Genomic DNA, 22747 nt, shown 5'->3' on the forward strand with positions numbered 1-22747 from the left:
GTCTCGTCGGGATGAAGGTTCCCGTACCTGGTTCGAGCTAGTTCGAGGGACTCACGTGGCAGAGGCGGAGCGCATCATCGGTATGCCGGAGGTCGGGGACGACGCCGAGCCGCAGTCGGAGGCCGCCGCGCCCCGGGGGCGCAGGCGGATCGCGGCGCTGCTGGTCGTCGCGGTGCTCGCGTACCTGTTCGACCTCGGCAGCAAGATGGTCGTCGTGGCCAAGCTGGAGCACCAGCCGCCGATCGAGATCGTCGGCGAGTGGCTGAAGTTCTCCGCCGTCCGCAACGCCGGGGCCGCCTTCGGCATCGGCGAGGCCTTCACGATCATCTTCACCGGGATCGCGGCGACCGTGATCGTGGTGATCGTCCGGCTGGCCCGCAAGCTGTACAGCCTGCCGTGGGCGATCGCCCTGGGCCTGCTGCTGGGCGGTGCGCTGGGCAACCTCACCGACCGGATCTTCCGTTCGCCGGGCGTCTTCCGGGGCGCGGTCGTCGACTTCATCGCACCGGCCCACTTCGCCGTGTTCAACCTCGCCGACTCGGCGATCGTGTGCGGCGGGATCCTGATCGTCCTGCTGTCCTTCAAGGGCCTGGACCCGGACGGGACCGTCCACAAGGACTGATCGCCGAGCCCGGGCGGGCGTGCTCCTGCGCCGAGTCCTGCATACTCGACGGGTGAGTACGATTCCCGAGATCCGCACCCTGCCCGTTCCCGATGGCCTCGAAGGCGAGCGCGTCGACGCCGCCATCGCCCGTATGTTCGGTTTCTCCCGGACGAAGGCGGCCGAGCTGGCGGCGGAGGGGAAGGTCTCGGTCGACGGCAGCGTCGTCGGCAAGTCCGAGCGCGTCCACGGCGGCGCCTGGCTGGAAGTCGAGATGCCCGCCCCGCCGCGGCCCGTCGAGCTCGTCGCCGAGCCCGTGCCCGGCATGGAGATCATCCACGACGACGACGACATCGTGGTCATCATGAAGCCGGTCGGCGTCGCCGCCCATCCCAGCCCCGGCTGGACCGGCACCACCGTCATCGGCGGGCTCGCCGCCGCCGGCTACCGGATCTCCACCTCCGGAGCCTCCGAGCGCCAGGGCATCGTGCACCGCCTCGACGTCGGCACCTCCGGCCTGATGGCCGTGGCCAAGTCCGAGCGCGCCTACACCTCGCTGAAGAACCAGTTCCGCGAGCGCGTCGTCGACAAGCGCTACCACGCGCTGGTGCAGGGCCACCCGGACCCGATGAGCGGCACGATCGACGCGCCGATCGGGCGCCACCCGAGCGCCGACTACAAGTGGGCCGTGACCCAGGACGGCAAGGCCTCGGTCACCCACTACGACCTCATCGAGGCCTTCCGGTCCGCCTCCCTGCTGGACATCAAGCTGGAGACGGGCCGCACGCACCAGATCCGCGTGCACATGTCCGCGCACCGCCACCCCTGCGTCGGCGACCTGACCTACGGGGCCGACCCGACCGTCGCGAAGCGGCTCGGGCTGACCCGCCAGTGGCTGCACGCGGTGCGGCTCGGCTTCGAGCACCCGGCCGACGGGCAGTGGGTGGAGTTCGAGAGCGGCTACCCGGCGGACCTGCAGCACGCGCTGGACGTCATCCGGGCCGAGAGCCAGTGACTGCCGGCCCCGTCCCCGCCGTCTCGGTGAGGGTGGCCTCCTCGGAGGCCGACCGGGCGGCCTGCTACAGCGTGCGGACCGAGGTGTTCGTGGTGGAGCAGTCCGTGCCGGAGACGATCGAGTACGACGCCTACGACGCGGTCGCGGTGCACGTGCTGGCCGTCGGCCCGGACGGTGAGCCGCTGGGCACCGGCCGGCTGCTGCACGGGCCCGAGGCCCTGTCCAAGACCGGCTCGCCGGAGGTCGGCTCGCTGGGCCGGCTCGCCGTGCGCAAGTCCGCGCGCGGGCTGGGCGTCGGGGTGGCGCTGGTCCGCGCGATCGAGGCGGAGGCCGGGCGGCTGGGGCTGGCGGCGGTGTCGCTGGGGGCGCAGACGCATGCGCTGGGCTTCTACGAGCGGCTGGGGTACGAGGCGTACGGGCCGGAGTTCGACGACGCGGGCATCCCGCACCGGGCGATGAGGCGCCGCCTGTCGTAGACCCCGCCCCGCGCAGGGGACCGCGTGCCCCTGCGGGGGTGTGGCCCGGGCGCCTGACAGGGTGAGGGCGTGGACCAGCTCGCTCTGCTCTTCTTGTTGTTGCTCGGCGCCGTCGTGACCGTACCGCTCGGGGACCGGCTCGGGTTGCCCGCGCCCGTGCTGATGACCCTGGCCGGGGTCGGCCTGGCGCTGGTGCCGGCCGTGCCCAACGTGGACGTCCCGCCCGAGTTCATCCTGCCGCTGGTGCTGCCGCCGCTGCTCTACGCCTCCGCGCAGCGCACCTCCTGGCGGCAGTTCGCCGCCAACGTGCGGCCGATCCTGCTGCTGGCCGTGGCCCTGGTGTTCGTGACCACCGCCGCCGTGGCCGGGGTCGCGTACGCCGTCGTGCCCGGGCTGCCACTGGCCGCCGCCGTCGCCCTCGGCGCGCTCGTCGCCCCGCCCGACCCGGTCGCTGCGACCGCCGTGGCCGGGTCGCTCGGGCTGCCGCGCCGGATGGTGTCGATCCTGGAGGGCGAGGGCCTGTTCAACGACGTCACCGCCATCGTGCTCTACCACGTCGCCGTCGCCGCCGCCGTGAGCGGCAGCTTCTCCTGGCCCGAGGCGCTCGGGGAGTTCGTGCTGTCCGCCGTGGTGGCGGTGGCCGTCGGGCTGGCGCTCGGCTGGGCCGCGAACCGGCTGATGGGCCGGCTCGGCGACGCCACGCTCCAGATCGGGCTGACGCTGCTGGTGCCGTTCGTGGCGTACGTGGTGGCGGAGGAGCTCCAGGGGTCGGGGGTGCTGGCCGTGCTGACGACGGCCCTGTTCCTCGCCGAGTACGCCGGCGACGCCGACGACGTTCTGGGGCGGCTCGCCGGGCACACGTTCTGGGAGATCGTCGACACGCTGGTCACCGGGGTGGCGTTCGGGCTGATCGGGCTGGAGCTGCACCACGTCTTCGGGGTGGCCGGGGGCCGCGAGTGGGCCATGGCCGGGTGGGCGGCGGCGGTGGTCGCGGTGGTGGTCGGCGTCCGGCTGGTCTGGCTGCTGCCGGCGGCCTGGCTGGCCAAGAAGCTGCACCGGCGCCGCGACTACGACGAGGAGATCCCGCTGAGCTGGCGGGAGAGCCTCGTGATGTGGTGGGCCGGGATGCGCGGGGTGGCGTCGGTGGCGCTGGCGCTGGCCCTGCCCTTGCGCACGGACTCCGGGCAACCCTTCCCGGCGCGGGACGAGATCGTCTTCATCGCCTTCGCGGTGATCATGACCACGCTGGTGATCCAGGGGCTGACCCTGCCGTGGCTGGTGCGCCGGCTGGGGGTGGAGGCGGACACGGACGTGGAGCGGGAGACCCGGCGGAGGCTGGCGCTGCGCGCGGCGAAGGCCGCGAAGCGGCGGCTCAAGGAGATCGAGGTGGTCGAGGACCTCCCCGAGGACCTGGTGGAGATCCTGCACCGGCGCGCGTACGACGTCGGGGCCAGGATCAGCCCGGACCTGGTCGACGAGGAGCGGCGGGAGGCGTACGCGAAGCGGGTGGAGCGGATCCGCGACGTGCAGCGCATCCAGCGGGAGATGATGTCCGCCGCCCGGCACGAGGTCCTCGCGGCGCGCAGCGAACCGGGCTCCGACCCGGAGATCGTCGACCGGGTGCTGCGGCACCTGGACGTCAGGAGCCTGCGCAGCCCGTAGGCCGGACGGGACCGTCGTCGGCCCGGCCGGCCTGCGGGCGCCGCGGTGCGCCGCCCCCCGCGGGCTCAGGCCGTGTCGCGCGGGGGCGGCTCCGCCATGGTGACGCGGGGGAGGGCGTACGGGTGCTCGGCGGACAGCCAGGTGATCATCCGCTCGCGGACGGCGCAGCGCACGGTCCACACGTCGTCGCCGTCCTTCGCCGTGACCACCGCGCGGACCACGACGGTGTTCGGGGTGGTGTCGGTGACGGCCAGGCTGCCGGTGCGGCCGTCCCACTCGGGGACCTCCTTGAGGATCTCGGCGAGCTTGTCCCGCATGAGGGGGACCGGCGCCGAGTGGTCCAGGTGCCACACGACCGAGCCGGTCATCTGGGCGCCGCCGCGCGACCAGTTCTCGTACGGCTTGCCGGTGAAGTACGAGACCGGCATCGTGATCCGGCGCTCGTCCCAGGTGCGGACGATCAGGAAGGTCAGGGTGATCTCCTCGACCTTGCCCCACTCCTTGTCCACGACCACCGTGTCCCCGATGCGCACGGTGTCCCCGAAGGCGATCTGCAGTCCGGCGAAGAGGTTGCCGAGGGAGGCCTGCGCGGCGATGCCCGCGACGATGCCGAGCACCCCGGCGGAGGCCAGCACGGAGGCGCCGACCGTGCGCATCGGCGGGAAGGTCAGCAGCATCGCGGCCGCGGCGACCACCACGGCCACGGCGGTGAGCACCCGCTGGATCAGGGTGACCTGGGTGCGGACCCGGCGGACCCGGGCGTCGTCGGGGTGGGCGGCGGCGTAGCGGGCGTACGTGGCCTCCACCACGGCCGCCGCGATGCCGACGAGCAGCCAGGCGGTCGAGGCGATCTGGACCAGGGTCAGGGCGTGGCCGACGCCGGTCGCGTGGGCGGGGAGGATGCCCGCCGGGCGGTACGCGGCCTGGAGCGCCGCGGTGCCGAGGACGAGGCGGAAGGGCGGGCCGCAGCGGCGCAGCAGGCCCCACAGCGGGGTTTCGGGGTGCCGGGCGTCGGCCTTGCGCAGCAGCAGGTCGAGCACCCAGCCCGCGACCAGGGTGAGGACCAGGGCGGCGCCGACGACCAGGGCGGGTCGCAGGACGTTCTGCATCTCCATGCCGGAGACCGTATCCAGGGGGCGCCCCGGGACTCCCGGTTTCCCGAGAATGGCACGATGGGGGCATGAACATCATGCTCTTCCACTCGACGTACGGGCTGCGGCCCGCGGTCCACGCGGCGGCCGACAGGCTGCGCGCGGCCGGGCACGAGGTCCAGGTACCGGACCTCTTCGAGGGCCGTACGTTCGACACGTTCGAGGAGGGTGCGGCCTACCAGGAGGAGGTGGGCCGCGACGAGCTGCTCAAGCGGGCGGTGCTGGCGTCGGCGCCGTTCTCCGACCGGGGCCTGGTCTACGCGGGCTTCTCCTTCGGCGGCTCGGTCGCGCAGCACCTGGCGCTGGCCGACGACAAGGCGCGCGGTCTGCTGCTCCTGCACGGCACGGCGGACCTGGACGAGGACGCCTCGGCCGACGAGCTGCCGGTGCAGCTGCACATCGCGGACCCGGACCCGTACGAGACGCACGACTGGCTGACCGCCTGGTACCTGCGGATGCGGCGGGCCGGGGCGGACGTGGAGGTGCACGGCTACGCGGGCGCGGGGCACCTGTTCACGGACCCGGACCTGGAGGACTACGACGCGGAGGCGGCGGAGGAGACCTGGAAGGCCGCGCTGGCGTTCCTCGACACGCTGTAGGAAGCGGGAGCGGGAGCGGGACACGCAGGGCGATGCCCCCCGGCGCGGGGCGCCGGGGGGCATCGTCGTGGGTGTGGTGGAGCCTGCGGGTCAGCCGCGGTAGGCGGTCCACATGCTCTTCATGCGCGAGACCTGGCCCGCGGTGAACTGGTACATGCAGGAGTCGTACGTGTAGTCCATGAAGTTGTGGATCGGGTCGACGCCGGCCTTGGTGGTGCAGGAGTCGCGGCCGGTCGGGCACTCGAAGGCCGCGCTCTTCTCGGCCGGGGTGTCGGCGACGGAGTCGCCGCTGCCCGAGCAGCCGCCCTGGAAGGTGTGGTAGAGACCCATCCAGTGGCCGACCTCGTGGGTGGCGGTGTCGCCCTCGTTGTAGTTGGCGGCGGAGCCGCCGGGCAGCGAGGTGTTGAGCAGGACCACGCCGTCCATCTTGGGCGCGGAGGTGTAGGAGCTCGGGAAGGTCGCCCAGCCGAGCAGGCCGCCGCCGAGGTTGGCGGTGTAGATGTTGAGCGCGTTCTTGTCGCCCTTGCGCAGGGCGTTCTTCATGTCCTTCTCGGCCTGGGTGCCGTCGGAGACGTTGTACCAGGCGGCGTTGTCGGTGTAGTCGGTGCCGGCCAGGGTGAACTGGAAGCCGGAGTCGACGTTGCCGTTGCCCTGGCCGCTGTAGGCGGCGTTGAGGACGGCGATCTGGTTGCTGATGTCCGTGGCGGTCAGCTTTCCGGCGGTGCCGGAGGTGATGACGTGGACGTACACCGGGATGTTCGTGGCAGCGGCGGCGAGCGAGGCGCCGGCGCCGGAGCCGAAGACCTGCTGCGGGGACAGCTGGAGGCCCTTGAGCTTCTTCTGCAGGTCGGCGTCCATGGCCTTGACCTGGTCCTCGCTGACCTCGTTGGGCTCGGCCGCGTGGTTGTCCTTGGGCTTGGCGACGCGGGCGTTGGCAGGGGCGGAGCCCTGCTCGGCACAGGCCTCGGCACCGGTCTTGGAGGCGGCGGCGGCGACCGTGGTGGGGGCGGTCAGCGGGGCGAACGCCAGGGTGGAGGCCAGGACGGCCGTACCCATGAGGCGGCGGCGGAGAAGGGGGGATATGCGGGCGGCAGCGCGCACGATGGCTCCTCGGCAAGCGTGGTGGGGGGTGAGGTATTTCCTCACGCTGGCCGGAAGTTTATGTGTGCATGTCATCAAGATGGCAAGTACTCGTAAGTTAAAGATTTGTTGCCGATGTGGCGGATGGGGCTCCTGGTCTGCACCAGAAACCCCATCGCACAGCAGATTTGACGGTAAGTCAGTTAACCGGACGGTCGGCCCGTTCCACCTTCTGGCTGCCGTTCAGCGTGCGGTACGAGCGGGCCCAGGCGGAGCTCGCGTCCTGGCGCCGCTTGTCGGATATGACGTAGTAGTCCATCTGCGAGCGCTCGGCCGTCACGTCCAGCACGCCGTAGCCGTGCGAGTCCATGTCCAGCCACTTCACGTGCCAGTTCGCCGCCTTGACGGCGCCCTCGGCCACGACCGAGAGGGTGTGCGGCGCCACGTGCAGCATGTCGTCGATGTTGTCGGAGGTCACCGAGGTCACCACGAACTCGGTGGCCGCCGTGCCCGAGCCCGGGTACGTCGCCATGTCCACGGGGACGTCGTTCGCCCACGCCATGTGGATGTCGCCGGTGAGGAACACCGTGTTCTTGATGTTCCGGTCCTTCAAGTGGCCCAGGAGCTCCTTGCGGTCGTCCGTGTAGCCGTCCCACTGGTCCGTGTTGACCGCGATCCCGCCCTCGGGCAGGCCCAGCAGGTGCGCGAGGGGCTTCAGCAGGTGCGCGGGCAGCGAGCCGAAGGCCACCGGCGAGATCATCACCGACGTGCCGACCAGCTTCCAGGTCGCGTTCGAGGACGCCAGGCCGGACTTGAGCCAGTCCAGCTGGGCCCGCCCGGTGATGGTGCGCTCCGGGTCGTCCACCGATCCGCTGCCGGTCTTGGCCTGCTGCGAGCGGAAGGAGCGCAGGTCCAGCAGGTGCAGGTCGGCGAGGGTGCCGAACTGGAGCCGCCGGTAGACGGTGCCCGCGATGGAGGGGCGTACGGGCATCCACTCGAAGTACGCCTGCTTGGCGGCGGCCGCGCGGGCCGCCCAGTCGCCCTCGGTGCCCGGGGTGTGGTTGCCGGCGCCGTCGGACCAGGAGTTGTCGGCGAACTCGTGGTCGTCCCAGATCGCCACGATCGGGTGGGCCGCGTGCAGCGCCTGGAGGTCGCCGTCCGTCTTGTACTTGCCGTGCCGCGTGCGGTAGTCGGAGAGCGAGACGATCTCGTTCTTCGGCTCGTGCTGGCGTACGACGTACTTCGCCTCGGGGTAACCGCCGGTCTGGTACTCGTAGATGTAGTCGCCCAGGTGCAGCACCGCGTGCAGGTCGGTGCGGGCGGCCAGGTGCCGGTACGCGGAGAAGTAGCCGGACTCCCAGTTGGCGCAGGAGACCACGCCGAAGCGGATGCCGGGCGTGGTCGTCCCGGCCGCCGGCGCGGTCAGGGTGCGCCCGGCCGGGGAGACGGTCCCGCCTGCGGTGAAGCGGTACCAGTACGGGGTCTGCGGGCGCAGGCCGCGCACGTCCGCCTTGACCGTGTGGTCGGAGGCGGCCGTGGCGGTGACCGAACCGCTCGCGACGATCCGGGAGAAGGCCTTGTCCTCGGCCACCTCCCAGCCCACCGCGGTGGCCGGACCCAGACCGGAGCCGGGCACCGCCTCGGGCGTCGGGGTGACGCGGGTCCAGAGCAGGACCCCGTCGGGCAGCGGGTCGCCGGAGGCGACGCCGTGGAGGAAGGCGGGCGCGGCCCCCGCCGCGTGGGCCGCCTGGGCGCCGAGGGTGCCGATCGGCGCGAGCGCGGCCGTGGCCGCCGCGGCCAGGACGACCGTACGGCGGCGCGGGTGTGGAGGGGTGAGATGACTGGTCACGGCCGATCATATTACTGATCGGTATGTGGCGGGGAACAGGTGCGGAAAGGCAACGGGCGGGCGAACTCGAGGAGTTCGCCCGCCCGTGTGCGGTGTTTCCGGAGCCATGTCCGGATCTGTCAGGGCATCAGCCCGCGAGCGCCTTGTCGATGGCCGCGGTGAAGGCCTCCGCCGTCGCCGGGGTCTCGATCTTCTTGCCGTCCATCTTCAGCGTCGGGGTGCCCGTCACGCCGGACTTCTCGAAGGCGGCCGACATGTCCATCGCCCACCGGTCGTACGTGCCGTCCTGGACGGCCTTCTTGAACTCGGCGTTGTCCTTCAGCGCCGGGACGGTGTCCGCGACCTTCAGCAGGTAGTCGTCCTTGGCGAAGGCGTCGTTGGTCTCCTCGGGGTGCAGCGCCTTCGAGTAGAGCGCGCCCTTGTACTCCAGGAAGGCCTCGGGGCTCACGTTCAGGGCCGCGCCCAGCGCGCTCAGGGCGTTCTTCGAGCCCTCGCCCTTGACGCCGTTGTCGATGAAGGTCGCGCCGAAGTAGCGGAGCTTGTACTTGCCCGCCTCCACGTCCTTCTTGACCTGGTCGCCCGCCGACTGCTCGAAGGCGGCGCAGGCCGGGCAGCGCGAGTCCTCGTACAGCTCCAGGGTCTTCTTCGCCTCGGGCTTGCCGACGACCACCGTCAGGCCGTCCTCGCCCGTGGTGTTCTTCGGCTTGACCAGCTCGGCCTTGGCGGCCTTCTCCCAGTGGCCGGGCTCGCTCGCCTGGACGACGGCGTAGCCGACAACGCCGGCCAGGGCGAGGACGCCGACGACCGCGCCGGCCACCACCAGCTGGCGGCGGGCCTTGGCCTTCTTCGCCTGCTGCTCGCGCTCGACGCGCAGCCGCTCGCGGGCGGCGGCCTTGTTCTGCTGGTTGTTGCGTGCACTCATGGTGATCTCCGTGGAACGGGAAGGGACGAGGGGGTGGTGCCGTACGTGCTCAGACGCTCGCGATCACGAGCGCCGCGCGTACGGGAGGACCCCGCCGGCCCACGGAATGCGCCGGGAAGCGGGTACGGGCCACCGCGCCGCGGAACACCGGCCGCAGCGCCCGCCCGGCCCGCCCGGGGACGGTCCCGGCCGGGGCGACGGCCAGCAGCAGCGGCCGGAACGCGAAGGCGGCGACCGCCCGCAGCACCCGCACCAGGGCCCGCTCGCCGTGCCGCAGCCACGCGGCCGCCGCCAGCCCGACGGTGACGTGCGCGCCGAGCAGCAGCCAGGGCGTCCACGGCCCCGGCGAGGCCAGCAGCGCCGCCGGATCCCCGGCGGGCCCGGCCACCCCGGTCAGCGGGCCGCCCACCGGGGCCCCGCCGCACAGCTCGTCCAGGCCCAGCGCGCGCAGCGGCCCGGCCACCGGCCCGCCGGCGGGGCCGTAGCAGAGGTGCTGGCCGGCGGTGAAGACGGTGTCGGCCGCCAGCTCCAGCGGCACCAGCAGTGCGGCGATCGGGCCGAAGCCCCGCTCCCGGCCGGCCAACGCGTAGGCGACCGTGAAGACCCCGGCGAAGGCCCCGGCGACCATCGAGGGCGGCAGCGGGACCCGGGACATGAGCACGTGGGACCCGGCCGAGAGCAGCACGACGAGCGCGCTGAACAGCGCGGCCCGCAGCCCTCGGATCCTCACCCCTGATATGTCCATCGCCGCGAGTCTGCCACGGGTTCCTGTGAGGCCGGGAGCGCGGGGTGTTCTGTCGGCCAGGCCGGGCCCCGCTCCCGGAGGGCCTACGGCATGATCCGGCCGTTGCGGAACAGGTCCACGAAGATCTGGTGGTCGGCGCGGGCCCGGGCCCCGTAGGCGTGGGCGAAGTCGACCAGCAGCTCGGGGAAGCCCTCCTCGTCCGCGGCGATCACCGCGTCGATGGCCCGCTCGGTGGAGAACGGCACCAGGGACTGCCCGCTCTCGGCCTCGTCCGCCGAGGCGTGCATGGTGGCCGTGGCCCGGCCCAGGTCCGCGACCACCGCCGCGATCTCCTCCGGGTCGTCCAGGTCCGACCAGTCCAGGTCCACCGCGTACGGGGAGACCTCCGCCACCAGCTGCCCGGCGCCGTCCAGCTCGGTCCAGCCGAGCCACGGGTCGGCGTGCGCCTGGAGGGCGCGCTGCGAGATCACCGTGCGGTGGCCCTCGTGCTGGAAGTACTCCCGGACCGACCGGTCGGTGATGTGCCGGGACGCGGCCGGGGTCTGCGCCTGCTTGAGGTAGATCACGACGTCGTTCTCCAGGGCGTCGCTGTGACCCTCCAGCAGGATGTTGTACGAGGGCAGGCCCGCCGAGCCGATGCCCACGCCCCGGCGGCCCACCACGTCCTTGACGCGGTAGGAGTCCGGGCGCACCAGGGACTCCTCGGGCAGGGTCTCCAGGTACCCGTCGAAGGCGGCCAGCACCTTGTAGCGGGTGGCCGCGTCCAGCTCGATCGCCCCGGCGTCCGAGGTGAAGCGGCGCTCGTGGTCGCGGATCTCCGTCATCGAGTCCAGCAGCGCGAAGCGGGTGCGCGAGCGGGCCGCCCGCAGGGCGCCGAGCAGGGCGCCGTCGGCGGTGTCCAGGGTGAAGGAGGGGACCTCGTCGTTCTTGGCGCCGGTGGCCAGCTGGTGGATCCGCTCGCGGTAGGCCGCCGCGTAGGTCCGCACGAGGGAGCTGATCTGCTCGTCGCTGAGCGCCTTGGTGTAGCCGATCAGGGCGACGGAGGCGGCGAACCGCTTGAGGTCCCAGGTGAAGGGGCCCACGTACGCCTCGTCGAAGTCGTTCACGTTGAACACGAGCCGGCCGTTGGCGTCCATGTACGTGCCGAAGTTCTCGGCGTGCAGGTCGCCGTGGATCCACACCCGGCCGGTGCGCTCGTCCAGGTAGGGGCCGCCGTGCCGGTCGCGCTCCAGGTCGGCGTAGAAGAGGCAGGCCGTGCCCCGGTAGAAGGCGAAGGCCGAGGCCGCCATCTTCCGGAACTTGACCTGGAAGGCGGCGGGGTCGGCGGCGAGCAGCCGGCCGAATGCGGTGTCGAACACATCGAGTATCTGCTCGGCGCGCTGCTCGTCGGTGGTCTCGGTGACCGCCATGGCGGATGCCTCCTGGTGCAAGGGGTGGTACGGCTTCTGACCGACTGGACGCCGGACCGGTCTTCCCGGTTCTGCAACTTCTGCAACGGCCGACCGTACCCGTCGGTGCCCCGGGTCTGTCACTCGTGGGACGTAGGATTCGTAGCTGCCGCCCCTCTCTCCTCAGGAGGCCCCCACCGTGACCAAGACGCCGTTCACGCACCTGCACGTCCACACCCAGTACTCGCTGCTGGACGGTGCCGCGCGGCTGAAGGACATGTTCGCTGCCTGCAATGAAATGGGCATGACGCACATCGCCATGTCCGACCACGGCAACCTCCACGGGGCGTACGACTTCTTCCACTCCGCGCAGAAGGCCGGGATCACCCCGATCATCGGCATCGAGGCGTACGTCGCCCCCGAGTCCCGGCGCAACAAGCGCCGCATCCAGTGGGGCCAGCCCCACCAGAAGCGGGACGACGTCTCCGGTTCCGGCGGTTACACCCACAAGACGATCTGGGCGGCGAACGCCACCGGCCTGCACAACCTCTTCCGGCTGTCCTCCGACGCGTACAAGGAGGGCTGGCTGACGAAGTGGCCGCGCATGGACAAGGAGACCATCAGCCAGTGGTCGGAGGGCCTGATCGCCTCCACCGGCTGCCCCTCCGGCGAGCTCCAGACGCGTCTGCGCCTCGGCCAGTTCGACGAGGCCCTGAAGTCGGCCTCCGAGTACCAGGACATCTTCGGCAAGGACCGCTACTTCCTGGAGCTGATGGACCACGGCATCGAGATCGAGCGCCGGGTCCGCGACGGCCTCCTGGAGATCGGCAAGAAGCTCGGCATCCCGCCGCTGGTCACGAACGACTCGCACTACACCTACGCGCACGAGGCCGGCGCCCACGACGCCCTGCTGTGCATCCAGACCGGCAAGAACCTCTCGGACCCCGACCGCTTCCGCTTCGACGGCTCCGGCTACTACCTGAAGTCGACCGACGAGATGTACGCGATCGACTCCTCGGACGCCTGGCAGCAGGGCTGCGCCAACACGAAGCTGGTCGCGGACCAGATCGACACCGAGGGCATGTTCACGTTCCGGAACCTGATGCCGAAGTTCGACATCCCGGAGGGCTACACCGAGGTCACCTGGTTCCGCGAGGAGACCATGCGGGGCATGCACCGCCGCTTCCCCGGCGGGATCCCCGAGGACCGCATGAAGCAGGTCGAGTACGAGATGGACACGATCATCTCGATGGGCTTCCCCGGCTACTTCCTCGTGGTCGCCGACTTCATCATGTGGGCCAAGAACCAGGGCATCGCCGTCGGCCCCGGCCGAGGCTCCGCGGCCGGCTCGATCGTCGCGTACGCCATGGGCATCACCGACCTCGACCCCATCCCGCACGGCCTGATCTTCGAGCGCTTCCTGAACCCCGAGCGCGTCTCCATGCCCGACGTCGATATCGACTTCGACGAGCGCAGGCGCGTCGAGGTGATCAGGTACGTGACCGAGAAGTACGGCGAGGACAAGGTCGCCATGATCGGGACCTACGGCACCATCAAGGCCAAGAACGCGATCAAGGACTCCGCACGCGTCCTCGGCTACCCCTACGCCATGGGCGACCGGCTCACCAAGGCCATGCCCGCCGACGTCCTCGGCAAGGGCATCCCGCTCTCCGGCATCCTCGACCCCTCGCACCCCCGCTACAGCGAGGCCGGCGAGATCCGCGGGATGTACGAGAACGAGCCCGACGTGAAGAAGGTCATCGACACCGCCCGCGGCGTCGAGGGCCTGGTCCGCCAGATGGGCGTGCACGCCGCCGGCGTGATCATGTCCAGCGAGAGGATCACCGACCACGTACCCGTCTGGGTGCGGCACACCGACGGCGTCACCATCACCCAGTGGGACTACCCGAGCTGCGAATCGCTCGGCCTGCTGAAGATGGACTTCCTCGGCCTGCGCAACCTCACGATCATGGACGACGCCGTCAAGATGGTGAAGGCCAACAAGGGGATCGACATCGACCTCCTGGCCCTCCCGCTCGACGACCCCAAGACCTTCGAGCTGCTCCAGCGCGGCGACACCCTCGGCGTCTTCCAGTTCGACGGCGGCCCCATGCGCTCCCTGCTGCGCCTGATGAAGCCCGACAACTTCGAAGACATCTCCGCCGTGTCCGCGCTCTACCGCCCGGGCCCGATGGGCATGAACTCGCACACGAACTACGCCCTGCGCAAGAACAAGCAGCAGGAGATCACCCCGATCCACCCCGAGCTGGAGAAGCCGCTCGAAGAGGTGCTCGCGGTCACCTACGGCCTGATCGTCTACCAGGAGCAGGTCCAGAAGGCCGCCCAGATCATCGCCGGCTACTCGCTCGGCGAGGCCGACATCCTGCGCCGCGTCATGGGCAAGAAGAAGCCCGAGGAACTGGCGAAGAACTTCACGATCTTCCAGGCCGGCGCCCGCAAGAACGGCTACAGCGACCAGGCGATCCAGGCGCTCTGGGACGTCCTGGTCCCCTTCGCCGGCTACGCCTTCAACAAGGCCCACTCGGCCGCGTACGGCCTGGTCTCCTACTGGACCGCCTACCTCAAGGCGAACTACCCGGCGGAGTACATGGCCGGCCTGCTCACCTCGGTCAAGGACGACAAGGACAAGTCCGCGATCTACCTCAACGAGTGCCGGCGCATGGGCATCAAGGTGCTCCCGCCGAACGTCAACGAGTCCGAGTCCAACTTCGCCGCCCAGGGCGACGACGTGATCCTCTTCGGCCTCACCGCCGTCCGCAACGTCGGCCAGAACGTCGTCGACTCGATCATCAAGACCAGGAAGTCGAAGGGGAAGTACTCCTCCTTCCCCGACTTCCTCGACAAGGTCGAGGCCGTCGTCTGCAACAAGCGCACCGTCGAGTCGCTGATCAAGGCCGGCGCCTACGACGAGATGGGCCACACCCGCAAGGGCCTGGTCGCCCACCACGAATCGATGATCGACAACGTGGTCGCCGTCAAGCGCAAGGAAGCCGAGGGACAGTTCGACCTGTTCGGCGGAATGGGTGACGAGGGCGGCAGCGACGAGCCCGGCTTCGGCCTCGACGTGGAGTTCTCCGACGTCGAGTGGGAGAAGTCCTACCTCCTCGCCCAGGAGCGGGAGATGCTCGGCCTCTACGTCTCCGACCACCCGCTCTTCGGCCTGGAACACGTCCTGTCCGACAAGACGGACGCCGGGATCTCGCAGCTCACCGGCGGGGAGCACGCCGACGGCGCGGTCGTCACCATCGGCGGCATCATCTCCGGCCTCCAGCGCAAGATGACCAAGCAGGGCAACGCCTGGGCCATCGCCACCGTCGAGGACCTGGCCGGCTCCATCGAGTGCATGTTCTTCCCCGCGACCTACCAGCTCGTCTCCACCCAGCTGGTCGAGGACACCGTCGTCTTCGTCAAGGGCCGCCTCGACAAGCGCGAGGACGTCCCCCGCCTGGTCGCCATGGAGATGATGGTCCCCGACCTCTCCTCCGCCGGCACCAACGCCCCCGTCGTCCTCACCATCCCCACCGTCAAGGTCACCCCGCCGATGGTGACCCGTCTGGGCGAGATCCTGCGCCACCACAAGGGCAACACCGAGGTGCGGATCAAGCTCCAGGGCCCCCGCACCACCACCGTGCTGCGCCTGGACCGGCACCGGGTCCAGCCCGACCCCGCCCTCTTCGGCGACCTCAAGGTGCTGCTCGGCCCCTCCTGCCTGGCCGGGTAGCCGGCACGGGGGCCCGTACCCCCGCACGCGCACACGAAGGGCCCCGCCGGCGACGCTGCCGGCGGGGCCCTTCGTACGCGTGCGCGCGGCGTCAGTTGTGGCCGAAGCGCTTCTGCTTGCTCTTGTGGGCCATGTCCAGCGGACTCGGCGACTGCGAGGGGCGCTCTTCCGGCGAGACCTCGGACGTACTGCGCTCCTGGCCGCCCGAACGGGGCTGCTGCTTGGCGGGCTGCTTCTGGTTCTTGTTCTTGGCCATGGAATGCCTCCGTGGGGTGTGTAGGGGCCAGGGCCGCCTTCACACTCACACACCCCTACAAACCCCGCATTTTGGATCATTGACACGGGCGTCGGGGGGCCGCTTTCGAGGCACCCCGAGAGATACGCCACGCCGATGATCGAGTTCCGGCCGTCAACGCCCTTGCGGTCGGGCAGACTCGGGGAAAACCTGTCGAGGACCCCCACGGAAGAGGGTGGAACGCGTGGACCGCTGCGTCGTCCTGGTGGACGCCGGATACCTGCTGGGGGCCGCCGCGAGCCTGCTCGCCGGGGAACCCTCCCGCTCCCGCATCACCGTCGACCACTCCGCCCTCATCCAGGGCCTGCGCGAACGCGCCGAAGCCGACACCCAGCAGCCCCTCCTGCGGATCTACTGGTTCGACGGCGCCCCCGACCGGGTCCCCCAGCCCGAACACCGCAGGCTCCGCGTCATGCCCCGCGTCACCGTCCGGCTCGGCGCCCTGACCCGCAGCGACGGCCGCTGGGCGCAGAAGGGCGTCGACGCCGCCATGCACGCCGAACTCACCGAACTCGCCCGCAACCGGGCCTGCTCCGACGTGGTCCTCGTCACCGGCGACGGCGACCTCCTGCCCGGCCTGATGTCCGCCAAGGAACACGGCGTCGCCGTCCACCTCTGGGCCGTCCAGGCCGCCGACGGCGACTACAACCAGTCCGAGGACCTCGTCGCCGAAGCCGACGAACGCCGCGTGCTCGACCGCGCCTGGATCACCCGCGCCGTCCGCGCCCGCGACCTCGCCGGACTCTGCCCCCCGCCGCCCGCCCCCCGCCCCGAGATCGCCGCGATCCTCTCCGCGCCCCTGCCCGAGGCCGCCCTCGCCGAAGCCGCCCGCAACAGCACCCCCGCCACCCCCGAGCCCCGCCCGAACGGAGCACCCGTACCGGCGCCCGCCACCGAAGGCGCCAAACCCGTCCCCACCCCCAAGGACCTCGCCGCGCTCCGCGCCCCCGCCGCCGTCCCCGCCACCGCGCCCGCCGCCCCCACCGCCGCCGTCCCCGCGGGCAGCGCCCTGCGCTGGTCCTCCGACAAGGGGTGGATCGACCGCGCCGGCCCGCTCGGCGAACCCGCCGAGACCGCCTCCCTGCCCACCCTCGCCCAGCTCACCAGCGCCGAGCAGCGCTGGGCCGACCGCGAGGAGGACATCACCACCGTCGGCGGAGACCCCTTCGAGGTCGGCCAGGTCTTCGCCCGACGCTGGATGGAACGCCTCCCCGAAGCCGCCCACCTGCAGAAACTCGCCACCATGTACCCCCGCGTCCCGCACCGCATCGACGGGGAGCTGCTGCGCTACGCCGCCCGGTTCGGGCTCCTCGCCCACAAGGACGACCAGATCGACGAGCACGACCGCTACGCCATCCGCGCCGGGTTCTGGCGGGAGATCGACGTGCGCGCCGCGGCCGAGCACGTGGGCGGGCCGGCGGGCGCCGTGCCCCAGGCCCCGATGACCCCGGCGGCCGAGTAGGGCCGGAAGCCGCGTAGGCTGCTCCCTCGTGAGCACGGGCACAGCACAGGCAGGAACGACCACGGCGGCGGCCGCCGGAGCCGCTTCGGACGTGGTCTGCGCGGTGCGTGACCTGGTCAAGACGTACCCCGCCGTACGCGGCCGGCGCGGGGCCCCCGCCCTGCCCGAGACCCGCGCCAACGACGGGATCTCCCTGGAGGTCCGGCGCGGCGAGGTCTTCGGCCTGCTCGGCCCCAACGGCGCCGGCAAGTCCACCCTGGTCCGCCAGCTCACCGGCCTGATGCGCCCCGACGCGGGCAGCGTCACCCTCCTCGGCCACGACCTCGTGCGCCACCCCGAGCGGGCCTCCCGGCTGCTGGCCTACCTCGGCCAGGAGTCCACCGCCCTGGACGAACTCACCGTCGCGCTGGCCGCCGAGACCACCGGCCGCCTGCGCGGCCTCGGCGCGCGCGAGGCCCGGGCCGCACGGGACGGCGTACTGGAGGAACTCGGGCTCACCTCGATCGCCGGGCGCCCCCTGAAGAAGCTCTCCGGCGGACAGCGCCGGCTGGCCTGCTTCGCCGCCGCGCTGGTGGGGGAGCGGCCCGTCCTCGTCCTCGACGAGCCGACCACCGGCATGGACCCCGTGGCCCGTCGGGCCGTCTGGGAGGCCGTGGACCGCCGCCGCCTCTCCCACGGAGCCACCGTCCTGCTCGTCACCCACAACGTCATCGAGGCCGAGACCGTCCTCGACCGGGTCGCCGTCGTCGACCACGGCAAGGTCATCGCCTGCGACACCCCCGCCGGCCTCAAGGCCGAGGTCTCCGACGAGGTCCGCCTGGAGCTCGTCTGGCGCACCGCCCCGCCGCTCGACGTGCCCGAGGTGGCCGCGCTCGCCCCGAAGGCCGCCGAGTCCGGCCGCCGCTGGGTGCTGCGGCTGCCGCAGGACGAGGCCCGCGCGGCCGTCGCCGCCGTCACCGCGGGCCCGGCCTTCGCCGCCCTCGACGATTTCACGTTGGCCACGCCGAGCCTGGAGGACGTGTACCTCGCGCTGGGCGGCCGGATGAAGGGTCTGGTCAAGTCGTGACCACCGCTGCCACTGCCGCCACCGCCGTCCCCGTCGGCGTCCTGGCTCCGAAGGCGCGGCTGTTGCCCGCCCTCGCCGCCGTCTACAGGGCCCAGCTGTCCCGGGCGCGGGTCGCCCGGATACCGCTGCTGTTCGTCGCCACCTTCCAGTCCGTCGGCATCATGATCCTGATGCGGGGCGTCGTCGACGGGGGCGGCGGCTCCGAGGCCCGTGCCGTCGTCGCCGGCTCCTCCGTCCTCGTCGTCGCCTTCGTCGCGCTGAACCTGCTCGCGCAGTACTTCGGGCAGCTGCGGGCCGGCGGGGGCCTCGACCACTACGCCACCCTGCCCGTGCCGCCCGCCTCGGTGGTGCTCGGCGCGGCCGCCGCGTACGCCTCCTTCACCCTGCCGGGGACGCTGGTCACGGCCGTGTTCGGCTGCGTGTTGTTCGGCCTGCCGATGGGCGGCCTGTGGATCCTCGCCGCCGTCGTCCCCCTGGCCGGGGCCGCGCTCGCCGGACTCGGCGCCGCGCTCGGGCTGCTCGCGCCGCGCCAGGAGCTGGCCACGCTGGCCGGGCAGCTGGGCATGTCGGCGGCGCTGCTGCTGGGCGTGCTCCCGGCCGAGCGGATGCCGGACGTCATCGTGTGGGCGCGGGACCTGCTGCCGTCCACGTACGGGGTCGAGGCCTTCGCGGAGACCTTCGCCCCGCACCCCGACTGGACGGCCGTCCTCCTCGACCTCGGCGTCTGCGCCGCCGTCGGCGTGCTGTCCCTGGCCGTGGCCACCTGGGCGTACCGGCGGGCCGCGGTCCGCTGACGCCGGTCGCCGACGCCGGACGCGGCCGCACCTGGCACGATGTGGGGGTGACCGAAGCCGTGACCCCGCACCAGCAGCCGACCCTGCCCCCGCTCCCCGAGCCGGAGGCCGCCGTCACCCCGGCGGACATCCGCGACGCGGCCGCCGTCACCCTGGCGGTGGGCCTGTCCGGGGTGCTCCTCGGGCTGTTGTGGACGTGGCTCGCACCGCGCGCGCAGTACGTCTCCAACGGTGAGGCCGTCTTCCTGCGCGACACCGAGAGCGAGGCGCGGATCGGCGCCGACGGCACGTTCTTCCTGCTGGCGCTGGGGCTGGGCGTGCTCACCGCGGTCGCGGTGTTCCTGTGGCGCCGGCGCGGGGGCGTGCCGCTGGTGATCGGGCTGGCCGTGGGGGCCTGCTTCGCCTCCCTGGCCGGGTGGCGGCTCGGGCTCTGGCTGAGCCCCGGCGGGGACGTGGCGGCCGCGGCAGCGAAGGCGGGCAAGGGCGTGCCGTTCGACGCGCCGCTGCAGCTGATGGCGTACGGGGTGCTGCTGGTGTGGCCGATGGCGGCCGTCGCCGCCCACCTGGCCCTGACGGCCGTCTGGGGCCCCCGGGACCCCGCGCCGGGGCCCTGGGAGGGCGAGTACCCGCCGCCACACGCCCACGCGACCCCGGAAACCCCCCAGTCCTGACGGGCGGCCCGCTGCGCGGGGCTGCTCCCCGCCCCGCCCTTCGCCCGTTCCCCGGGCTGTGCCCGGACCCCTCCCGGGGGCTCCGCCCCCAGACCCCCGCGCCTCAAACGCCGGCGGGGCTGGATGTATCCAGCCCGCGCGGCGTTTGAGCGCAACGGGGTCAGGGGCAGCGCCCCTGGGAACGGGGGAAGGGCGGGTAGGGGACCTCGCCCCGCGCAGCGGCGCCGGGCCCCGGCCGGGAGGGCTACGGGCGGGCGATCGGGGCCAGGACCGCGTCCGTGAGGGCCGCCAGGTCCGCGGGGGACAGCTCGACCTCCAGGCCGCGGCGGCCCGCCGAGACACAGATCGTGGCGTGGCCGCGGGCAGACGCGTCCAGCACCGTCCGCAGGCGCCGCCGCTGCCCCAGCGGGGAGATCCCGCCCCGCACGTAGCCCGTGGTGCGCTCCGCCAGTGCCGGATCGGCCATCGCCGCCCGCTTCCCGCCCACCGCGCCCGCGAGGGCCTTCAGGTCCAGCGAGCCCGACACCGGGACCACCGCCACCGTCAGCGCCCCGTCCACGTCGGCGACCAGGGTCTTGAACACCTGCTCCGGGGAGACGCCCAGCGCCTCGGCCGCCTCCTCCCCGTACGAGGGGTGCGCGGGGTCGTGCTCGTAGGCGTGGGTGGTGAACGCCACCCCCGCCCCGGTCAGGGCGGTGATGGCCGGGGTGCCGGCCGGCTGCGGCTTCTTCTTCGCCATGGCCTCAGTTCGGGCTCGTCGGGGTACGGGTCAGGTCCACCGCCGGCAGCGACGGGAGGTGGCGGATGACCGCCGTCTCCGTGCGCAGCAGCTTCAGCTCCTCCGCCAGACGCGTCGCCGTGTCCGGCGCCTGGAGCAGCCGCTGCTTCGAGGGGGTGTCCAGCACGGCGGCGGCCGCCACCAGGTACGACACCACCGACGGCTCGTCCGGCAGGTCCGGCCCCGAGGCCAGGGACCGCTCACGGGCCCCCGCCAGCCGCTTCTGATAGCTGCGGAAGGCCCGCAGCACCCCCTCGGACAGGGCGCCGGCGCCCTCGCCCGCGTCCTCCGCGAGCTCCTCCAGCTCCGCCACCAGGAACGGCCCCGACGCGTCGACCGACACCAGCCGCACCCGGGTCGTGCCGGTGGCCAGCACCTCGAAGCTGCCGTCCTCCCGCTCCCGGATCGTCGCCGCGTCCGCGATGCAGCCCACCCGGTGGAACGCCTGGATCGGGTCGGTGCCGAACCCGGCCGCCGGGCCCTTCTCGGGCAGCGCCGTCTGGTCCGGCAGCCCGGGCGCGGTCGGGGCCACCTCCCGGCCGTCGCGGATCGCGACGACCGCGAACCGGCGCGGCTGGTCCTCCCTGGACTTCAGCAGCTCGCGCATCATGGCGCGATACCGCTCCTCGAAGACGTTCAGCGGCAGCACGAGGCCCGGGAACAGCACCGAGTTCAGCGGGAAGAGGGGCAGGCGAACGGTGGTCACGAGGCACAGGGTAGTGGCCGGACGGCCCGCCCCGTCACCCGTTAACCCCGCCTCAGCAGCCGCGACGCACCCGCCGCCACCGTCGTGGCAAGGATCCAGCCCAGCAGCACCAGCGCCGCCGACCCCCACTGCCAGCCGCCCTCCAGCTTCCACTGCCCCTGCTGGCCGAGATCGATCACCGGCAGCAGCAGGTCCAGCGCGTACAGCGCCGCGTCCCACTGCGGATGCTCGTCCGCCTTGATCGGCGCCGGCTCGTGCCGCAGGAACAGCAGGGTGCCCGCCGCCCACAGCACCGCCATCCACAGCGCCGCCCGCCCCGGCCGGTACCCGTACACCACCGTCCAGTCCTGGAGGTACCCCCAGGCCCGCGCGGCCGGCGGCAGCGTCGCCCGGCGGCAGCGCTGCTTCGCCACCAGCACCTCGCGGGCCCCGGCGTCCTCCCCGCCGGCCCGCAGCACCGCGGCCAGCCGCTCGTACGGTTCGGGCGAGTACTCGGGGGTGGCCGCCTCCAGCCACTCCAGCCGGCGCGACAGCGGGAAGTGGCCGCGGGGCGCCAGCACCTCGTAGACGAAGCCCTCCATCGACACCCGGTCGCGCCCGGGCCAGCTCGTCGACCGGTCCACCAGCTTGACCACCTTCGCCCCCGAGACCACCACCCGGCCCCGCTCCGGCGCCTCGCCCACGAACCGCAGCTCCGGCGTCTGGACCCGCCGCAACGACACCTCCTGGTCCGCGCGCAGCTCGAACCGGGCCCCGTAGAAGTCGGCCGAGTCGCCGAACCGGCCGTCGTCCAGCCGCAGCCCGCCCCGGCACTCGAAGCGCTGCGCCGGCCCGCCCGTCGTCGGGGTCCGGCCCCAGTCGTACGGGCGCTCCGGGTCGGCCGTCGAGGAGGACAGGCCGATCGACGTCAGGTACAGGGTCCGCTCCACCGTCAGCGTCGGGGCGTTCAGCGCCCGCCGGCCGTCGCTGTTGCTCAGCCGCGCCCCGCGCAGGCTCATCGAGGCGCCCACCTTCGCGCCGCGCAGGCTCACCTCGCCGTGCGTCTCCAGCATGTCCGCCTGGAGGTCCTGCGCCACCGCCAGCCCGTCGGCGGCGACGGCCCGGCCCCGGTGGTCCCGGTGGACCACGCTGTGGCTGAGCAGCAGGTCGGTGCCGATCTGGGCGTCGGTCAGCCGGATCCCGCGCGCCACCCGGCAGCGCGCCAGGTGCAGGTCGCCCTCGGTGTGCAGGCGGGCGCCCTCCAGCCGGGGGACCGCGCAGTTGTCCAGCCGGAGCGTGCCGAACCGGGTCTCGGAGACCTGGACCTCGCCGTCGAAGCGGCACGCGCGGATCTCCACGTACGGAGTGACCGCGGCCCCGGACAGGTCCAGCAGCCCGGTGATCTGCGCACCGCGCAGCTTCAGCCGCCCCACCCGCCCCGGGAGGGGCGCGGGCCCGGCCAGCAGCAGGTGCGCCACCACCTCCGCCCGGACCCGGCGCTCCGGCCCCCAGACGCGCCCCGAGTGCGGATCGTCCAGCCCGGCGTCACGGGCGCCGAGGTCGCAGACCGTGCCCGCGCGGAAGGCCTCCCACATCCGCCGTTCGGCCCCGGTCAGGCCGTCCGGCCGTACGTCCCCCTGCACTTCGGTCACGCCAGCCCCCCGCTGTCATTCACGTGTACGAGAACGCTAAGGGGCGCCGGTGACGTCCGGGGCGTGTATCAGCCAGTGATACGGGCGGACGGCGGTGGGAGGCGGTCTGAGAGA

At 72.5% G+C, this 22747-nt stretch carries 20 protein-coding genes; 10 read left to right on the forward strand and 10 right to left on the reverse strand.

The annotated features are described in order from the left end of the window. The first annotated feature begins 55 nt into the window (after positions 1-55). The 4 genes from lspA (at position 56) to ABD973_RS23780 (ending at position 3754) form a co-directional block, all read left to right on the forward strand. On the forward strand, positions 56-622 hold the full coding sequence (gene lspA, locus ABD973_RS23765; protein ID WP_125820860.1) for a signal peptidase II: 567 nt from the start codon (positions 56-58) through the stop codon (positions 620-622). Between the two features lie 52 nt (positions 623-674). Further along, a complete protein-coding gene (locus ABD973_RS23770; protein WP_125820859.1) occupies positions 675-1616 on the forward strand; it encodes an RluA family pseudouridine synthase in 942 nt (313 codons plus the stop codon). Next, positions 1613-2092, forward strand: a complete 480-nt coding sequence (locus tag ABD973_RS23775) for a GNAT family N-acetyltransferase (protein WP_345501981.1) — start codon at positions 1613-1615, stop codon at positions 2090-2092. The genes ABD973_RS23770 and ABD973_RS23775 overlap by 4 nt, the downstream gene beginning before the upstream one ends. Before the next feature lie 69 nt (positions 2093-2161). Beyond that, positions 2162-3754 carry a Na+/H+ antiporter gene (locus ABD973_RS23780; protein WP_345501983.1) on the forward strand — a complete coding sequence of 531 codons (1593 nt, stop codon included), beginning with the start codon at positions 2162-2164 and terminating at the stop codon, positions 3752-3754. A 65-nt stretch (positions 3755-3819) separates the two neighbouring features. Here ABD973_RS23780 and ABD973_RS23785 read toward each other — a convergent pair whose 3' ends face one another. Next, positions 3820-4863, reverse strand: a complete 1044-nt coding sequence (locus ABD973_RS23785; protein ID WP_125823946.1) for a mechanosensitive ion channel family protein — start codon at positions 4861-4863, stop codon at positions 3820-3822. A gap of 71 nt (positions 4864-4934) precedes the next feature. Here ABD973_RS23785 and ABD973_RS23790 point away from each other — a divergent pair, with 71 nt between their 5' ends. After that, the gene (locus ABD973_RS23790) at positions 4935-5504 is read left to right on the forward strand and encodes a dienelactone hydrolase family protein (protein WP_125598644.1); all 570 of its coding nucleotides are present in this window, start codon (positions 4935-4937) and stop codon (positions 5502-5504) included. A 90-nt stretch (positions 5505-5594) separates the two neighbouring features. Here ABD973_RS23790 and ABD973_RS23795 read toward each other — a convergent pair whose 3' ends face one another. The 5 genes from ABD973_RS23795 to ABD973_RS23815 all read right to left on the reverse strand — a co-directional run bounded on the left by ABD973_RS23795 (position 5595) and on the right by ABD973_RS23815 (position 11509). Further along, positions 5595-6560: a zinc metalloprotease gene (locus ABD973_RS23795; protein ID WP_125823945.1), complete on the reverse strand. Its 966-nt coding sequence runs from the start codon at positions 6558-6560 to the stop codon at positions 5595-5597. 223 nt (positions 6561-6783) lie between these two features. After that, positions 6784-8433 (reverse strand): alkaline phosphatase D family protein, encoded by a 1650-nt coding sequence (locus ABD973_RS23800; protein ID WP_345501985.1) that lies wholly within the window; start codon positions 8431-8433, stop codon positions 6784-6786. A gap of 127 nt (positions 8434-8560) precedes the next feature. Continuing rightward, a complete protein-coding gene (locus ABD973_RS23805; protein WP_345501987.1) occupies positions 8561-9355 on the reverse strand; it encodes a DsbA family protein in 795 nt (264 codons plus the stop codon). 49 nt (positions 9356-9404) lie between these two features. Continuing rightward, complete coding sequence (locus tag ABD973_RS23810; protein WP_345501989.1) at positions 9405-10100, reverse strand: hypothetical protein; 696 nt, start codon at positions 10098-10100, stop codon at positions 9405-9407. Positions 10101-10183: 83 nt separating this feature from the next. Beyond that, positions 10184-11509 (reverse strand): DUF2252 domain-containing protein, encoded by a 1326-nt coding sequence (locus ABD973_RS23815; RefSeq protein WP_125598657.1) that lies wholly within the window; start codon positions 11507-11509, stop codon positions 10184-10186. Positions 11510-11687: 178 nt separating this feature from the next. Here ABD973_RS23815 and dnaE point away from each other — a divergent pair, with 178 nt between their 5' ends. Then, a complete protein-coding gene (dnaE, locus tag ABD973_RS23820) occupies positions 11688-15230 on the forward strand; it encodes a DNA polymerase III subunit alpha (protein ID WP_125598660.1) in 3543 nt (1180 codons plus the stop codon). A gap of 91 nt (positions 15231-15321) precedes the next feature. Here dnaE and ABD973_RS23825 read toward each other — a convergent pair whose 3' ends face one another. Continuing rightward, positions 15322-15486: a hypothetical protein gene (locus ABD973_RS23825; RefSeq protein WP_164720867.1), complete on the reverse strand. Its 165-nt coding sequence runs from the start codon at positions 15484-15486 to the stop codon at positions 15322-15324. A gap of 214 nt (positions 15487-15700) precedes the next feature. On the opposite strand from ABD973_RS23825, the gene ABD973_RS23830 reads away from it, so the two are divergent. Genes ABD973_RS23830 through ABD973_RS23845 form a run of 4 tightly spaced genes read left to right on the forward strand, consistent with a single transcriptional unit; the run spans position 15701 to position 19518 of the window. Continuing rightward, entirely contained in the window at positions 15701-16987 is a 1287-nt protein-coding gene (locus ABD973_RS23830) for an NYN domain-containing protein (RefSeq protein WP_345501992.1), read from the forward strand. A gap of 28 nt (positions 16988-17015) precedes the next feature. Further along, complete coding sequence (locus ABD973_RS23835; protein ID WP_386381781.1) at positions 17016-18053, forward strand: ABC transporter ATP-binding protein; 1038 nt, start codon at positions 17016-17018, stop codon at positions 18051-18053. Further along, entirely contained in the window at positions 18050-18847 is a 798-nt protein-coding gene (locus ABD973_RS23840; RefSeq protein WP_125605246.1) for an ABC transporter permease, read from the forward strand. The genes ABD973_RS23835 and ABD973_RS23840 overlap by 4 nt, the downstream gene beginning before the upstream one ends. Positions 18848-18894: 47 nt before the next feature. Continuing rightward, positions 18895-19518, forward strand: a complete 624-nt coding sequence (locus ABD973_RS23845; protein WP_345501994.1) for a hypothetical protein — start codon at positions 18895-18897, stop codon at positions 19516-19518. 244 nt (positions 19519-19762) lie between these two features. Here ABD973_RS23845 and ybaK read toward each other — a convergent pair whose 3' ends face one another. The 3 genes from ybaK to ABD973_RS23860 are packed head-to-tail and all read right to left on the reverse strand — an operon-like array spanning position 19763 to position 22633. Beyond that, the gene (ybaK, locus tag ABD973_RS23850) at positions 19763-20257 is read right to left on the reverse strand and encodes a Cys-tRNA(Pro) deacylase (RefSeq protein ID WP_345501996.1); all 495 of its coding nucleotides are present in this window, start codon (positions 20255-20257) and stop codon (positions 19763-19765) included. 4 nt (positions 20258-20261) lie between these two features. Continuing rightward, positions 20262-21002, reverse strand: coding sequence for an LON peptidase substrate-binding domain-containing protein (locus ABD973_RS23855; protein ID WP_345501998.1), 741 nt, complete (start codon positions 21000-21002; stop codon positions 20262-20264). Positions 21003-21043: 41 nt separating this feature from the next. Further along, positions 21044-22633, reverse strand: coding sequence for an oxidoreductase (locus tag ABD973_RS23860; protein ID WP_345502000.1), 1590 nt, complete (start codon positions 22631-22633; stop codon positions 21044-21046). Between the last annotated feature and the right edge of the window lie 114 nt (positions 22634-22747).

This window comes from Streptomyces racemochromogenes, from assembly GCF_039535215.1.
In the GTDB taxonomy this organism is placed as follows: domain Bacteria; phylum Actinomycetota; class Actinomycetes; order Streptomycetales; family Streptomycetaceae; genus Streptomyces; species Streptomyces racemochromogenes.